The organism is Brevibacterium oceani (assembly GCF_017948325.1).
GTDB classification, from domain to species: domain Bacteria; phylum Actinomycetota; class Actinomycetes; order Actinomycetales; family Brevibacteriaceae; genus Brevibacterium; species Brevibacterium oceani.
Genome location: NZ_CP072846.1, coordinates 3,375,199 through 3,389,659 on the forward strand (window position 1 = coordinate 3,375,199; position 14,461 = coordinate 3,389,659).

14 protein-coding genes are annotated in these 14,461 nt (G+C 64.5%); 8 read left to right on the forward strand and 6 right to left on the reverse strand.

All coding sequences use genetic code 11. The annotated features are described in order from the left end of the window. Positions 1-30 precede the first annotated feature (30 nt). Entirely contained in the window at positions 31-1,287 is a 1,257-nt protein-coding gene (locus J9314_RS15030) for a DUF3500 domain-containing protein (protein ID WP_210603150.1), read from the reverse strand. Between the two features lie 413 nt (positions 1,288-1,700). On the opposite strand from J9314_RS15030, the gene J9314_RS15035 reads away from it, so the two are divergent. The 4 genes from J9314_RS15035 (at position 1,701) to J9314_RS15050 (ending at position 4,850) form a co-directional block, all read left to right on the forward strand. Then, positions 1,701-2,153: a MarR family winged helix-turn-helix transcriptional regulator gene (locus tag J9314_RS15035; protein WP_210603151.1), complete on the forward strand. Its 453-nt coding sequence runs from the start codon at positions 1,701-1,703 to the stop codon at positions 2,151-2,153. Positions 2,154-2,306: 153 nt separating this feature from the next. Next, positions 2,307-3,479, forward strand: a complete 1,173-nt coding sequence (locus J9314_RS15040) for an LLM class flavin-dependent oxidoreductase (protein ID WP_246490418.1) — start codon at positions 2,307-2,309, stop codon at positions 3,477-3,479. After that, positions 3,479-4,045 carry an NADPH-dependent FMN reductase gene (locus tag J9314_RS15045; protein WP_210603153.1) on the forward strand — a complete coding sequence of 189 codons (567 nt, stop codon included), beginning with the start codon at positions 3,479-3,481 and terminating at the stop codon, positions 4,043-4,045. Before J9314_RS15040 ends, J9314_RS15045 begins: the two co-directional genes overlap by 1 nt. A gap of 325 nt (positions 4,046-4,370) precedes the next feature. Continuing rightward, on the forward strand, positions 4,371-4,850 hold the full coding sequence (locus J9314_RS15050; protein ID WP_210603154.1) for a DoxX family protein: 480 nt from the start codon (positions 4,371-4,373) through the stop codon (positions 4,848-4,850). A gap of 143 nt (positions 4,851-4,993) precedes the next feature. Here the strand turns inward: J9314_RS15050 and J9314_RS15055 are convergent, their stop codons facing one another. Next, positions 4,994-5,620: a TetR/AcrR family transcriptional regulator gene (locus J9314_RS15055; RefSeq protein WP_210603155.1), complete on the reverse strand. Its 627-nt coding sequence runs from the start codon at positions 5,618-5,620 to the stop codon at positions 4,994-4,996. Between the two features lie 79 nt (positions 5,621-5,699). On the opposite strand from J9314_RS15055, the gene J9314_RS15060 reads away from it, so the two are divergent. Continuing rightward, a complete protein-coding gene (locus J9314_RS15060) occupies positions 5,700-6,230 on the forward strand; it encodes a hypothetical protein (RefSeq protein WP_210603156.1) in 531 nt (176 codons plus the stop codon). Positions 6,231-6,420: 190 nt separating this feature from the next. Beyond that, on the forward strand, positions 6,421-7,647 hold the full coding sequence (locus J9314_RS15065; RefSeq protein WP_210603157.1) for a calcium:cation antiporter: 1,227 nt from the start codon (positions 6,421-6,423) through the stop codon (positions 7,645-7,647). Between the two features lie 112 nt (positions 7,648-7,759). On the opposite strand, the gene J9314_RS15070 is transcribed toward J9314_RS15065, so the two are convergent. Beyond that, complete coding sequence (locus tag J9314_RS15070; protein WP_210603158.1) at positions 7,760-8,461, reverse strand: type 1 glutamine amidotransferase domain-containing protein; 702 nt, start codon at positions 8,459-8,461, stop codon at positions 7,760-7,762. Positions 8,462-8,602: 141 nt separating this feature from the next. Between J9314_RS15070 and J9314_RS15075 the strand changes: the two genes are divergently transcribed. Then, positions 8,603-9,535, forward strand: coding sequence for an NAD-dependent epimerase/dehydratase family protein (locus J9314_RS15075; protein ID WP_210603159.1), 933 nt, complete (start codon positions 8,603-8,605; stop codon positions 9,533-9,535). 68 nt (positions 9,536-9,603) lie between these two features. Beyond that, positions 9,604-10,038: a PaaI family thioesterase gene (locus tag J9314_RS15080; RefSeq protein WP_210603160.1), complete on the forward strand. Its 435-nt coding sequence runs from the start codon at positions 9,604-9,606 to the stop codon at positions 10,036-10,038. Positions 10,039-10,102: 64 nt separating this feature from the next. On the opposite strand, the gene J9314_RS15085 is transcribed toward J9314_RS15080, so the two are convergent. The 3 genes from J9314_RS15085 to J9314_RS15095 form a co-directional block, all read right to left on the reverse strand. Beyond that, complete coding sequence (locus tag J9314_RS15085) at positions 10,103-11,704, reverse strand: AMP-binding protein (RefSeq protein WP_210603161.1); 1,602 nt, start codon at positions 11,702-11,704, stop codon at positions 10,103-10,105. A 164-nt stretch (positions 11,705-11,868) separates the two neighbouring features. Then, positions 11,869-13,146 (reverse strand): ATP-binding protein, encoded by a 1,278-nt coding sequence (locus tag J9314_RS15090; RefSeq protein ID WP_210603162.1) that lies wholly within the window; start codon positions 13,144-13,146, stop codon positions 11,869-11,871. A gap of 180 nt (positions 13,147-13,326) precedes the next feature. Next, positions 13,327-14,403: a GmrSD restriction endonuclease domain-containing protein gene (locus J9314_RS15095; RefSeq protein ID WP_210603163.1), complete on the reverse strand. Its 1,077-nt coding sequence runs from the start codon at positions 14,401-14,403 to the stop codon at positions 13,327-13,329. Between the last annotated feature and the right edge of the window lie 58 nt (positions 14,404-14,461).

Here is a 14,461-nt window from a genome sequence, read left to right on the forward strand (position 1 = left end):
TCTCTGCGGCCGTGCCAGGCGACGTCAGAGTCAGTCTTCGGCGGGACCGGGTGCTCCAGACGGCGCCCCGTCCTCATCACCTCCGGGACCTCCGGAGGCATCTCCGCCGGGGCCACCGGACATCCCGCTGGATTCCCGCTGCGTCACGCTGCCGGCATAGTCATTGCTCGGGTCACGATAGATCGAGTGGACGTGCCCCCACCCGGAGGTGCTCACTCCATCGACATCGGCACCAGCCGATCCCTGCTGGGCTTGGAGCGCGACGTACACGTCGGGGCCGGAGATCGAGAACGAGATCCCGTCTCCTGAACTCATGTCATAGGTGGTTTCACCCGACCAGGCGATCACCGTATCGTCCAAAGTGGATTCGATCTGCGACAGAGTGGTCTCTGTGGTCTCCTCGTCTGCCATGCCTGCCCAGTTGGCCACCAGCTCCAGAAGCAGATCCTTCTGCTCGTCCGTGAGGTCTGCGCCTGTGAGGCCGTCGCCGGTGGCGAAATCGCAGGTGTCGCCCGGGGCGCACATACTCACATCACCCGAAGTGAGAGTCTTCTGCTGTTCATCACTGAGGCTGTCGAAGAAGGCGAAGGCGTCGGTGTAGATGCCGTCGAACGGTTGCACCTCATTGCCCTCGTCGTCCTTGTATACGGCCGGCTGCACACCGAGGTGGGTCGGAGCGAACGTGACCTCGTTCGACGAAGCCTCCAGAGTGGCGTTGATTCCCAGGTGATGTCCTCCGAACTGAACCTCATAGGCGTCATCGTCCGAGGGATCGCCGAAGAAGGCGATGTAATACTGCCCCAGTGAGGACTCAGTGCTGCTTGAGTTCTCCGAAAGGTACTCGTCGCCGCCCATGATTCCGGTGACCGTGTCGTACCCTTCCTCACTGAGAAGAGCCTCGAGGACTTTCATGGCCGCCGCCTGCTGCTCCTCAGTGAGGTCCGACAGGTTGAGACCGGCACGGTCGACGAAGGTCACTGGGAAGTTCGACCAGGACGTCGTCTTCGTGTCGTCGTCGTAGTCGTAGAGCACTGACTCGCGCTCCTCGTCGCTCAAGGTATCGAGGAAGTCCTCGATGGCTGCGGAGGTGTCCGAGATCGTCTCTTCGGTAGTCGATGCGTCTTCGGTGTCAGCTGCGTAGGAGGACAGCGAAGTCGTCTCGCTGCTGTTTGAGGACGAACCGGCCGAACTGCCGGTTCCCGCCGCACAGCCGGAGAGGGCCAATCCGGATGCGAGGACAAGTGCAGAGGCTTTGAGGGCCCATCTCTTCGAACGTGATGTCAGCATGTTTCTTCTCTCTCTGGCGCTTTGGTGTCATCTCAATGAAAATGTCGGCTCTTTTGCCGCGCTTATGAGCAACCTGGGCGCAAGCTGTGAGTTGCAGACCCATCGATGATGCCGACGTGACGGTTCACCCCCCCCGCAGCCCTGCGAGGTGAGAAGGGAGACTCTCCCGTGTGCTCAGAGGCCACAGCCTCACGAGACGCTGCCTTAGGTGGGCGAATTGGCCGGGTCGCGTGGCCGTGGGTGGGCGAAATGGTCGGGTTCTTCCGCGGAAGCTGAGTGGACCATTTTTCCCACCTAAGCGATCGGCCCGCTGTTTCGCGGCACCCGGGGCGGGTCAGCAGCACTATGCCTACCGCTGTGGGCGGGTACTCTGAGGACGAAACTCGAACACAAAGTCGGCGGGAGGAGGCGCGGTGGAGGATCTGTCACTGAGCACGCTCATCTGGCTGCGGATGGTCCGCTTCGTCCAGAACAGCAACCAGCTCTCGAACGATCACCTGCGCCAGTTCGGCCTCACCGTCGCCCAGTTCGAGGCCCTCGCCCACATCCGCAACTTCCAACCCGTCACCCAGACCGACCTCGCCAAGGGGCTCACAGTCAGCGGTGGCGGCATCTCCCGGATGCTCGCCCGCCTCGAACGCGAGGGCCTCATCACGCGCGAGCAGACGTGGAAGACCAAGCACATCTCCCTCACCGAGGCGGGGCTTGAGACCCTCGAACGCGCCTTCCCTTCCCAGCTGCATCAGCAGTCCGCGCTCTTCGACGACGTCCTCGACGAGGACGAGCAGCGGACATTGCACGCGCTGATGAAGAAGCTCTACGACCACAGCCTCGCCGAACGGGCTGCTGCAGAAGAGAACGACTGACCACCTCGGCGAGGGGCTTCTGAGCCACCTCGGCGGGGACCTGTGCACCACCTCGGCGGGGTGCGGAATAAATCTCCGCACGTATCAGTTGACAGGGCAAATGATCAATCGAGATCGGCCCTGCGGGACGGTCTCAGACGCATGGGAGAGACCTTGAGCGAGAACACGACCACCCTGGATCCTGTCGGCTTCGACCCCACTCAGGGGCTGCAGTTCGGGATGTACAGCCTCGGCGATCATCTGCCGAACCCTGCCGACGGTACACGTGGGAGTGCGGGCGAGCGCATCCGCGAATTCGTCGGCTACGCACAGGCCGCCGAGGATGCCGGGTTCGACTTCTTCAGCGTCGGCGAGAGCCACCAGCAGTTCTTCGCCTCGCAGGCGCACGCGGTCATCCTCGGCGCGATCGCGCAGGCGACCTCGTCGATCCGGATCGGCAGCACCTCGACGATCTTGAGCACCTCGGACCCGGTGCGCGTGTTCGAGAACTTCGCGACGATCGATCACCTCTCCGAAGGTCGGGCCGAGCTCGTCGCCGGTCGCGCCTCACGGATCGGACTGTTCGAACTCCTCGGCTACGATCTGCGCGACTACGAGGAACTCTTCGAGGAGAAGTTCGACCTGCTCCTCAAGATTCGCCGCGAAGAATCGGTGACGTGGTCCGGGCAGTTCAGGGCCCCGCTCAACAATGCCGAGGTCCTCCCCCGCCCCGAGCAGACCCCGCTGCCGATCTGGCGCGCGGTCGGCGGCGCACCGGCGAGCGCGGTCAAGGCGGGACTGGCGGGCGTGCCCATGGTGATGGCCCACCTCGGCGGGACCACCTCGTCATTCAAGCCCACCGTCGACGCCTACCGTCAGGCGGCACGTCATGCCGGCTTCGATCCTGCCGCTCTTCCGATCGCCACGGCCGGGTTCCTCTACACGGCACCGACTTCGCAGGAGGCGCTGCAAGGGCTCTACCCGCACATCAATGAGGGGATGAAGCGCACGAACGGGCAGGGCATGCCCAAGCAGCTCTTCGCCCAGAGCGTCGATCCGGCGAGCATCGTCAACATCGGCAGCCCGCAGCAGATCGTCGAGAAGATCCTCCACCAGCACGAGGTCTTCGGACATCAGCGCTACCTCGGCCAGATCGACTTCGGCGGGATGCCGTATGACCGGGTGCTGATGCAGATCGAGACCATCGGCTCGGAGATCATCCCGGCGGTGAAGAAGTACACCGCAGCAGCGGGCACGTCGGCGAGCGCCGAGACGGCTGGCGCTCCGGCTGGGACGGCTGGCACTCCGGCTGGGGCCGCAGCCACGGCAGCAGAGGAGCATGTCTGATGAAGATCGTCGTTCTCTCCGGCTCGAACGTCGGAACGAAGACGCGCACCGTGATGGACTATGTCGCGCAGACGGTGATGGGGCAGGATCCCGACATCGAGGTCACGCTCATCGACCTCGCCGAGGCGGACATGGTCTTCTCCGACGGCCGGAACTTCACCGAATACTCCGGTGACACCGGGCGGGTGACCGCGGCGATCATGGACGCTGATGCGATCATCATCGGCACGCCGATCTTCCAGGCCTCGATTCCCGCGAGCCTGAAGAACGTCTTCGATCTGCTGCCGGTGGGCGCGTTCCGCGACAAGGTCGTGGCCGCGGTCGCCACGGCCGGCTCGGCGAAGCACTATCTCATCCCGCAGCAGCACCTCCTGCCGATACTGACGTACATGAAGGCGCAGGTCGTCTCGCCGTACGTGTTCGTCGAGGAGCGCGATCTGCACCGCGGCCAGATCGTCAGCGAGGATGTCGTCGCCCGCCTCGACCGCCTCGTCGAGGACACGATCGTGCTGACGAAGACCTACGCCGCCATCCGTGAGGAGAAGGAAGCCGCCTACGGGTTCTAAGCGGTGAGGCAGTTGCCGGCTGCGCGGGTGCGGGCGGTGTCGGCAGTGCCGGCGGACGCCCCTCCGCTCTCTCGCAACAAGTGGGTACAGATTGCCAATTTCCGGGCTCAGAATGGCAATCTGTACCCACTTGTTGCCGCGTCAGCGGTCGTGGCCACGGACACCCACGGGATTTCCCGCAGTCACCCCGGTCCCCCACTCGATTCCGACCCCGGATCGTCGAGTCACTCACCCCTACCCCTTCGCGGGCGGAAGCGCAATCAGACTCTTGCCATGTTCACCCAATAGCGTGTGGTTGTACTTTCAATCAACCCTGGAGCGCAGCGTGTACGCAACGACCGGATTTCCGACCATTGCCCGCGACATCATCACCGCTATCACCCGAATCGCCCTCGGCGTCATCTTCATCGCCCACGGCTGGCAGAAGTTCAACGAGTGGACTGTCGCCGGAACCACGGACTCGTTCTCGCAGATGGGAGTGCCGCTGCCCGAGATCGCCGCGCCCTTCGCCACCTTCGTCGAGCTCATCGGCGGCGCACTGCTCATCCTCGGCGCGCTGACTCCCATCGTCGGCGCCCTCCTGGCCGCAAACGTCATTGGGGCGCTGGTGATCGTCCACCTCACGCCAACCCCGTTCGTCGATCAGGGCGGCTGGGAACTCGTCGCCGCGCTGGCCGCCGGTGCGCTGCTCATCGCCGCCATGGGACCGGGCCGGTTCAGCATCGACCGCTTCCTCTTCTCCGGAAAGAAGGGCAGGGGTCGTACGCGGACTTCGGGGGCACGGTCGGTCGCGGCCGAAGCCTGAAGGCACAACCGCCTCGGCGGGTAGGGCCTCCCTGCATGCAACTCGACCCGCAGGACTCATTCCGGGTCCGAACTGCACTAGATGACTTCATCATGGTGCGAGCCCGGTACTCATTCACGCCCCCTCGGGCGACACGCAGCGCCTTACCCCCGCAGCCCTTCCAAGTGAGCGGAGAGCACTTCGCGGGCACGCTCTGGAGGAACCACCTCGGGATGCAGCGTCGCACGGAGAGTGAGCCCGTCGACGAGCGCCGCGAGGGCATCGACCTCAAGATCGATATCGAGATCGCGCCGCAGCACTTCCCTACGCGACATACTCTCAAGCGTCCGAACCATCAGCTGTCGCGAACCGCGCACCGAGGTCTCGAAGACATCGGCGAGCGCAGGATCCGTCCGCGCGGTCTCCTCGAAGGCCAACCACACGACTGACTCCTGTCGCCTCACCTCATCGAGCGGCAGCAGCTCGGCCAGGAGGTCGACGGTCGCTTCCTTGGCCGCATCTCCGCTGAGCGAACCCGCGTCGAGCTGCGGCAGCAGCGAAGCAAGGCGATCCTCGAGGCGAGCGCCGATCCGCGCGACGAGCGTTTCGAGCGCAAAGCGCACAATGCCTTCAGCCGTGGTGAAGTAGTGCCGGATCGAACCGATCGCCAGACCGGCCTCCTCGGCGATCGCGCGCAGCGAGACCTTGGCGAAGCCCTGCTTGAGGACGATCGCGAAGACGGCATCGGCGATGGCTTCACGACGCTGGACAGGATCGACGATCTTCGGCATGACTCTTTTATAGCATAACCGTGCCACATCATGCTATCGTTTTAGCACATTCATGCTACTAAGCCGAGGGGGGCTTCTCATGCATCCGGCACTCATCGCCATCGCAGTCATCGCCATCATCGTGTTCGTCATCGTTCGCCGCTTCCGCGGAGAGCCCGTGGACGCGAAGGACCTAGCCGTGCCACCGCTCATTCTGCTGGGCATCTCGATCAAGGACCTGTGGGGTTTCGACCACTGGAGCGCGGCGAACATCGCCTTCCTCGCCGTCTCTGTTACCGTCGGCATCGGCTTCGGCATGCTGCGCGGGGGCTCGACCGTGCTCTTCGAGAAGGACGGCACCCTTCATCAGAGATACACCGTCAAGACGCTCATCGTCTGGGGCCTCAGCCTGGCCGCCAGCGCCGGACTGCACTTCGGCGCCCAGGCCATCGGCGCCGAGGAGGCGGTGCGTCCCATCACCCTGAGCATCGGTCTCAGCCTGCTCGGTGAGGCGATCACCTGCGGGTGGCGCGGACAGCAGACGGGGATCCCGTTCGCAGTGAAGGACTCAGGTCGCCGCGGCGATGACATCGGCGACCGGCTGTCGCGCATATTCGACCGTTCAGGTTAGCGTCGAGCGCACGCGTCACACCTCGTGCGCTCGACGCTGGAGTGAGCGGTCGGCGAAGCCAGCTGGAAGCTTCCAGCCAGTTGGCCCGCCTCGGCGGGATTGGGTACCCTGAAAACACAGTGACGAACGGGACGACCCGTTCGCTTCCCAACGCGATGAGGACGGCCTCTAAGAACTGGAACAGACCGTCATGACCGCCGCACTGCGCAGCATCATCACTCCCACCGCGATCATCAGACTTCTCCTCGGTTGGGGCGCCTACGTCGCACTCCTCTCAGCAGGCCCCCTCCTCGAACCGCCGGTGCCGGCTCCCCTGCTCATCACCGCGCTCATCGTCATCGTCGCGGTCATCCTCATCTGCGCGTTCGGCGTCGTGCACGAGGCCGAGCACCTGGCCGGCCGCCTCGGCGACCCCTATGGATCACTCGTCCTCACCCTGTCGATCGTGCTCATCGAGGTCGTGCTCATCGCCGCGGTCCTGCTCGGCCCCGGCGACCACGCAACGATCGCCCGTGATTCGGTGATGGCGGTGACGATGATCATCCTCGGTGCCGTGGTCGGGCTCTGCCTGCTCATCGGCGGGCTCCGGCACGAGGACCTCGTGCACAACCGCACCGGCGTCTCGACGTACCTGTCGATGATCGTCGTCCTCGCCGCGCTCGCGTTCGCGCTGCCCGCCGTCATCGGTTCAGGCGGCAGCTACCTGCCGTGGCAGGAGATCCCGATCATCGTGCTCACCATCGGCATCTACGCTTTCTTCCTCACCCGGCAGATGGGCGCCCAGGCCGCCGATTTCGTCGAGGTCGATCCCCGGCTGACACGCACCCTCGCCGAGGCGGCCGATCCCGCCGTGGACACGGGCTCCGTCACCGAGGCGGCTCCCGACGTTGATACGGCATCGGATGTTGATACGGCACCGGATGCTGATACGGCGCCGGGCATCCGGGAAATCCTGTCGACTCATCGGGTCGAGATCCTCATTCGGCTGGCCCTGCTCATCGCCACGGTGACGCCGATCGTCCTCCTCTCCCACGACATGGCCACACTGCTCGATGACGGGTTGGGTCGCCTCGGTGCTCCGGTGGCACTGTCGGGCATCGTCATCGCGATGATCGTCTTCCTGCCCGAGTCGATCACCTCGCTCAGGGCGGCGTGGGCCGGCGAGATTCAGCGGGTGAGCAACCTCTGCCACGGGGCGCAGGTGTCGACGGTGGGGCTGACGATCCCGACCGTCCTCGTCATCGGGCTGCTGACCGATCAGCCCGTCGTACTCGCCGAATCTCCGGTGAATCAGCTGCTGCTCGGCCTCATGCTTCTGCTCTCGGTGGCGACGTTCGCAGCGAAGCGGGTCACGGCCGTGCACGGGGCCGCGCATCTCGTGGTGTTCGCGGCCTTCGGGATCTCTGTGTTCTCGTGAGCCGGGGCTCGGTCGCGTCGCCCAAAGTCACATAAGTGCCGCTACCTGAGTAGGAGCCGGTCCGGCGTGATCGGCTCGGCTCACTGTCCCAGAGCTCAGTCACCGAGGTCTATCAGTCCCCGAGGTCGGCGATGATCCTCTCCGCCAGCGCCTCGGCGGACTGCGGATTCTGACCCGAGTAGAGCGCACCGTCGACGACGACATGCGGGCGCAGCGGGATCATCCCTTTGTCGTAGTCGACTCCGGCCTTGATCATCGCGTCCTGGAGCAGCCACTTCGCCTTCCACGCGAACGGATTGAGCCTCTCCTCGGCGTTCGACAGGCCGGTCATCGTCCGGCCGGCGAAGGCATTCGTCCCATCCGAGTTCGTCGCGGCGAGGATCGCGGCCGGAGCGTGGCAGAGCAGCGCGAGCGGCCGACCGGACTCGAGCCTGCGCTGCAGCAGCCGCCCGGAGTCCTCGTCGACGGCGAGGTCCTCCATCGGACCGTGGCCACCGGGATAGAACACGAGACCGAAATCGGCCTCGTCCACCTCGGCGAGGGTGCGGGGATGGTCGAGGTCATCGCTGATCGATTCGAGGTAGCGGCGGATCTCCGCGCGCTTCTTCGGCAGACCACCGGCCACACCGAGGCTGAGTTCGTCGAGGGTCGGCGGCGCCCCTCCGGGGGTGGCCACGGTGATCGACCACCCGGCCTCGGTGAAGAGACGGTGCGGTTCGGCCAACTCCTCGGCCCAGTAGCCGGTGGGGTGGACGGAGCCGTCCTTGAGTGTCCACCCGGTTGCGGCGGTGACGACGAAGAGCACATCGACCATCGGCTTCTCCTGCCTTGGTAGAGTCGGGCCTGCACCAGCGAAGTTAGGCCACGGCCGTGCGGGTGTCAATGCATCGCGCAGTTGCCAGCGAATCGCGCAGGTGCCAGCGAAGCGCGCGGGTGTCAGTGGACAGGAGGACGTATGCAGACGATTCTCGGATCCGGCGGACCGATCGCCGATGAGCTCGCCCGTGAGCTGCGCCGGAACTTCACCAGCGACATCCGGCTGGTCAGCCGGCATCCGAAGGCCGTGCATCCCGACGACAAACTCGTTTCCGCCGATCTCACCGATGCCGCCGCGACGAGCCGAGCCGTTGCCGGCAGCGACATCGCCTTCCTCACGGTCGGGCTGCCCATGGACTCCGCCTTGTGGGAGGCGAAGTTCCCGACGATGATGGCCAACACGATCGACGCGTGCGCCGAGCACGGGGTCAAGCTCGTGTTCTTCGACAACACCTACATGTATCCGGGGACGCCGGAACCGCAGACCGAATCGACGCCCTTCGTCCCCAACGGCCGCAAGGGACGCGTCCGCGCGCAGATCGCGACGATGCTGCTCGAGGCGATGGGATCAGGCCGGGTCGAAGCCGTGATCTGCCGGGCCCCGGAGTTCTACGGACCCGGGTCGACGAAGAGCCTGTCGAATTCGCTCGTCTTCAACCGGATCAGGGACGGCAAGCGACCCTTCGTCCCGATCAGCGCCGCGACGCGTCGCTCACTCATCTGGACTCCGGATGCCTCGCGGGCGATGGCGCTCATCGGCAACACCGACGATGCCTTCGGCCAGACCTGGCATCTGCCGATCGACCGGTCGAGGCCGAGCTATTCCGAGATGATCGGCATCGCCGCGACCGTCCTCGACCGACGGATCAGCTACACGGTGCTGCCGAATGCGGTCTTCCGCCTCGGCGGACGGTTCGTTCCCGCCCTCGCCGAGGTGGATGAGCTTCTCCCCCGATACCGCGGGGATAACATCTTCGACACCGAGAAGTTCACGACTCGGTTCCCCGACTTCGCGGTCACCTCGGCGGTCGAGGGGATCCGAGAGATCGTGGGCGGACCGACTGTCAGGTAGACAGTCCGCACACTGTCCAGCCAGCCAGTTCAGCCCCACAGCATTTCAGCCCCACAGGAGGAACATCGATGACCACCGATTCGACACCCACACCCCATGTTTCGTTGGAGGGTGCGAGCCGATTCGTCGCGGCCGCCGGACTGATCGTCGAGGAGGTCACGGCCACCTCGGTGCGGGGATATGCCGAGCTCGACGAGAATCACCACACTCCGTGGGGCGTCGTCCACGGCGGCGTGTACACCACCCTCGTCGAAAGCGCCGGCAGCATCGGGGCGAGCCATGCCGTGGCCGACCGCGGTGAATTCGCCGTCGGCGTCCACAACGCCACCGATTTCCTGCGCCCGAGCCAGGGCGCCCGTGTCGCCGTCAAGGCCACGGCCCTCTACCAGGGTCGGACGCAGCAGCTGTGGGAGGTCATCATCACCGATTCGGCGACGGACAAGCAGCTTTCGCGCGGACAGCTGCGCCTGCAGAACGTGCCGCTGCCGAAGCGACAGGGCTGACGGGAAGGGAACCGGAACCTCGCTGCCGGTTCCCTTGACGCGCAGTCAGCCGCCCCAGACCCCCTCAGTGCCCCGCCATCTCCCGCAGGGCGTTCTTGCGGATCTTGCCCGTCGAGGTCGTCGGCAGCGCGTCGACGAATTCGACTCCGCCCGGTGCCTTGTACCCGGCGATGCGGGTCTTGACGAAGGCGATGAGCTCGTCCGCGGTCACCTCGGCGCCGTCCTTGAGCACCACATAGGCCAACGGTCGCTGACCCCACTTCTCATCGGGCATCCCGACCACAGCCGCCTCGGCGACGGATTCGTGGGCGACGATCGCCTGCTCGACCTCGATCGTCGAGATGTTCTCACCACCGGAGATGACGATGTCCTTCGCCCGGTCGAGGATCTGCACGTAGCCGTCGGGGTGCATCACCGCGAGGTCACCGGAGTGGAACCATCCGCCGCGGAAGGCCACCTCGGTGTCCTCCGGGGAATTGAGATAGCCCTTCATCACGTTGTTGCCGCGCATGACGATCTCGCCCATCGTCTCCCCGTCGGCGGGCACGTCGTTCAGCTCTGCATCGTCCCGCAGTTCGACGACGCGGACGCGTTCGGCGCTGATCATGCCGATCCCCTGCCGTGACTTCAGAGCCGCACGCTCCTCGACCGGCAGCTCCGACCATTCGGGTTGCGGTTCGCACGAGGAGTATGGCCCGTATGTCTCAGTGAGCCCGTAGACGTGGATGATCTGAATGCCGAGCTGTTCGAGCAGGGCGATCGTCGTCGGCGATGGCGGGGCGCCCGCCGTGGTGATCGACAGCTCGCCGCCCATATCGTGGGCTTCCTTGGCCCCGGCGATGGTGTTGAGCACGACCGGAGCGCCGGCCATGCGGGTGATCGATTCGGCGTCGATGAGCGCCCACGCATCGGTTCCGCGCACGGCCCGCAGACACACGTGCGTGCCGGCCACCGCGGTCAGCGCCCAGGTCGTGCACCAGCCGTTGCAGTGGAACATCGGCAGGGTCCACAGGTAGCGGGTCAGCGGTTCGAAGCCCTGCGTGACGACCTCGCCGAGCGAGTTGAGATACGCGCCGCGGTGCGTGTACATCACGCCCTTCGGCCGACCGGTGGTGCCCGAGGTGTAGTTGACCGTGATCGTCGCAGTCTCGTCGGCTACCTCCCACATCCGTGGGGTCTCCGGCGCCGAGGCGGCCCAATCCTCATAGTGTTCGACCTCGGTGTCCGTGGCGCTGAGTTCACCGCGAGTGCCGTCGGCTTCGGGATGGAGGACGATGGCCTCCACAGACTTTGCTGCACCCGCCTCGACGATGGGCTGCAGGAGGCCGGCGTCGCCGAAGAGGAACTTCGCCTCGCAGTGGCCGAGGATGTATTCGACCTCCGGCGGTGCCAGTCGGGTGTTGAGCATGACGAGTACCCCACCGGCCAGCGGGACCGCGTAGTGGGCAATGAGTGCCTCGGCGCTGTTGGGCGCGAGGACGGCCACCGTGTCGCCCTCTTTCAGACCGCGACGGGTGAGTCCTTCGGCGAGGCGCTGGACGGTCTCGGCCATGTCCCGGTAGGTGAAACGGCGGGGCCCGTCGACGATCGCCTCGCGATCGGGGTGGGCTTCGAGGGAACGCTCGAGGAAGCGCAGCGGGGTCAGTGCGGTGTCCAATCCGGACATGGTGGGGCTCCTCATCGTCGGTGACCAGGGTCGGTGTACGCGGTGGACTCGCCGTGGTCGAACATCGGGTCTGCGCTTAGATTACCCACCCGTTTTGTGAACCAGCACACCCACCCCGCCGAGGTGGCTATTCGCCGACAGTCGTGCCGCTGAAATTGCGATGCTCAGGGCGCAAGCGCGGAGAGTGGAACTGATATCGTGCCGTCTTCCGTGACAACAATCGGTCCTGTTCCAGTAACGACTAGGCGGAATGCTGGAAAACCCATTTTCGAGGTGTCGATTTGGGAGACCACTGAGTTGAGAGACTCCGCACCCGCAGAGAGCTGACGTCCACCCAACTTGGTCTCGATCGCAGCCCAGCGACCGTCAGGCAAAGTGATGATCACGTCTATCTCTTTGTTGTTCGAGTCTCGATAGTGCCGGACCTCCCCGCTTAGCGGAGAGGCAAGAACAGTAAGGTCATGCGTCACTGCACTTTCAAACAACACACCTAAGGTATTTAGATCGTTTCGAAGACTTTGCTGGCTCGCGCCGAGTGCAGCAGCAGCTAAAGCTGGGTCCACGAGATGCAACTTTGGGGAGGTGCGGACTCGCGCACGCGACCGCAACGTAGGACTCCACGGCGGTTGCGCCTCTACAATGAAGAGGCGCTGGAGCAAAGAGACATAATTGCTTACTGTCTCTTCATCGATCCGAGGTGCGATCGATCGGAGATCAGATGTCAGGGTTGCAAATGTAACTTCTGATGCGACTGACCTAGCTAAAGCTGAGATGAGATGTTTTATAACGGCAGGATCATGGCGAACCACCGCAATCCGCTGAAGATCGGTCCGAGCTAGGTCATCTATGTAGCCACGAAGACGCGCTGCCGACTGCTTCATGGACATGCCAGTCATAGCTGGAAAGCCAGGACGAAGTAGGCCATCGATAACTGAGTCGATATCTGGGCCCGCTTCAAGATCAACGTCAGGAGCCTCACCGTCGAAAAGCGCACTCAAACTGACCTCGCCCGAGCGCCAGTCCATCTTTTCCCACCACGACATCGTTCGTTGCCGCAGTCGAAGGAACCGCCCCGCACCGGTATGGCGAGTGATGTCATCTGGTGGTAGGGCAGAGCCCGTCAGAATGAATTGCCCGAGGTCCGTTGCAGAATCAACCGCGCGACGGACGAGATTCCAGAGGTCGGGAGCACCCTGCCATTCGTCAAGCAGTCTGGGCGTATCCCCAACCAGCAAGGAACGCGGAGCAATATCAAGCAGAGCCTGCGTCTCCGGGTCATCAACAAATGCAAAAGATTCGGCAGCGTTCATAGCTGTCATGGTCTTACCGCTCGCACGGGCTCCTTCAATGACAACCGCACCGGCAGTCTCCAACGCTTCCCGCAATACGGAATCCATGACGCGCGGCCGGTACTCCCGCCCAAGCACTTTGAGTGTGTCCATGTGCCGAGTTTAGCCTAGGCGGATGAATGCAGGTCTTCTATTCGGATGAATGCAGGTCTTCTATTCGGATGATTGCAGACTCTAAATTCGGATCCTTGCAGAACCTCAAGTCCGGCGTGCACAGTGCCGAGATGCCTTGAGCGCAACTCCAAAAGTTACACACCCGACCCGCCGAGGCGGCTATTCGCAGGCGACCCCGTCACCGTCACGATCGAGGTGCGACCCGTATCCGGGGTCGCCGCGGTGGACGGGTGCGGCCCCGGCCTCGCGGGCGGCGGTGCAGTTCTCGAAGTAGGTCGACGAGTTCGCAGAACCGCTCGATGACGAGCCCGAACCTCCGCTTCCCGACGACGAGCCCGACCCGGAGCTCGAGGATTCCTGCTTCGCCGGGCGGGCCTCTTCCTTCGTGGTGACGTTGTCGCCGTCGCCTGGGTCGGGCCAGCCGGCATCCTCGGTGAAGGCGGGCTGACCTTCGCACCCACCGAGGATGCGCTCCATGGCGGCCTTCTCTGCCGGAACCACCCACAGGTCGTATTTGTGCTTCACCGCGATCTGGCGGGCGACGTACTCGCAGCGGTAGGACTTGTTCGGCGGCAGCCAGGTCGCGGCGTCGCCGTCGCTCTTCTGCCGGTTGAGGCTCGAGCTCACGGCGAGCAGGTTGAGCGGATCGTTGCCGAACTCCTTGAGCGTCTCCTCGTCGAACTTCGCCGCACCGGTCTGCCAGGCGTTCGACCGAGCGACGATGTGGTCAATGTCAACGGTATTGGCGTTGCGGTCGAAGTCGTAGGTCTCACCCTTGTACGGGTCTGCGATCGTGCCGGCCAGGACGATGCAGCCCTGCGTGCCGGCCTTGAGCGTGATGTCTGTCAGGTCGCGGCGGAGCACATCGTTGCGGGTGTCGCAGCCGTTGTGGTCGGTGTCCGAACGCCACTTGAACAGGTCGCCGTCGTAACCGGTCTTCGGCGCCCGGCCCTTGACCGGCAGTTCCTCGAGCATGGCCAGGGCGGTGCCCGTGGCCGAACTGCCCGCACGGCCCTCGTCCCCATCCCGGCCAGCATCGGCGTCATCGGCCGTCGTCAGTGCCTCGGAATCGCTGCTCGGTTCCAGAGCTTGCTGGCTCGGTTTGGGGTCAGACTTGCTGGAGGCGGCGGTGTCGATGGTCGGTTCGGTCGCCTCGGCGCATCCGGTGAGGAGACCGAGAGTGAGGACTGCCGCGAGTGCCGCAAGCGCGCGGCGTGAGGAAGAGAGCAAGGGCATGGGCTTTCACAAGGAGCGGGCTCGCCGGCGGGCGAGATCGTTGAGACGTGGTCGTGGA

What these genes read in the sequence shown, in the direction of transcription:
- J9314_RS15090 (WP_210603162.1), bottom strand. Translation starts at nt 13,146, where the DNA reads ATGGACACACTCAAAGTGCTTGGGCGGGAGTACCGGCCGCGCGTCATG.
- J9314_RS15085 (WP_210603161.1), bottom strand. Translation starts at nt 11,704, where the DNA reads ATGTCCGGATTGGACACCGCACTGACCCCGCTGCGCTTCCTCGAGCGT.
- J9314_RS15055 (WP_210603155.1), bottom strand. Translation starts at nt 5,620, where the DNA reads ATGCCGAAGATCGTCGATCCTGTCCAGCGTCGTGAAGCCATCGCCGAT.
- J9314_RS15060 (WP_210603156.1), top strand. Translation starts at nt 5,700, where the DNA reads ATGCATCCGGCACTCATCGCCATCGCAGTCATCGCCATCATCGTGTTC.
- J9314_RS15070 (WP_210603158.1), bottom strand. Translation starts at nt 8,461, where the DNA reads ATGGTCGATGTGCTCTTCGTCGTCACCGCCGCAACCGGGTGGACACTC.
- J9314_RS15075 (WP_210603159.1), top strand. Translation starts at nt 8,603, where the DNA reads ATGCAGACGATTCTCGGATCCGGCGGACCGATCGCCGATGAGCTCGCC.
- J9314_RS15065 (WP_210603157.1), top strand. Translation starts at nt 6,421, where the DNA reads ATGACCGCCGCACTGCGCAGCATCATCACTCCCACCGCGATCATCAGA.
- J9314_RS15080 (WP_210603160.1), top strand. Translation starts at nt 9,604, where the DNA reads ATGACCACCGATTCGACACCCACACCCCATGTTTCGTTGGAGGGTGCG.
- J9314_RS15095 (WP_210603163.1), bottom strand. Translation starts at nt 14,403, where the DNA reads ATGCCCTTGCTCTCTTCCTCACGCCGCGCGCTTGCGGCACTCGCGGCA.
- J9314_RS15030 (WP_210603150.1), bottom strand. Translation starts at nt 1,287, where the DNA reads ATGCTGACATCACGTTCGAAGAGATGGGCCCTCAAAGCCTCTGCACTT.
- J9314_RS15045 (WP_210603153.1), top strand. Translation starts at nt 3,479, where the DNA reads ATGAAGATCGTCGTTCTCTCCGGCTCGAACGTCGGAACGAAGACGCGC.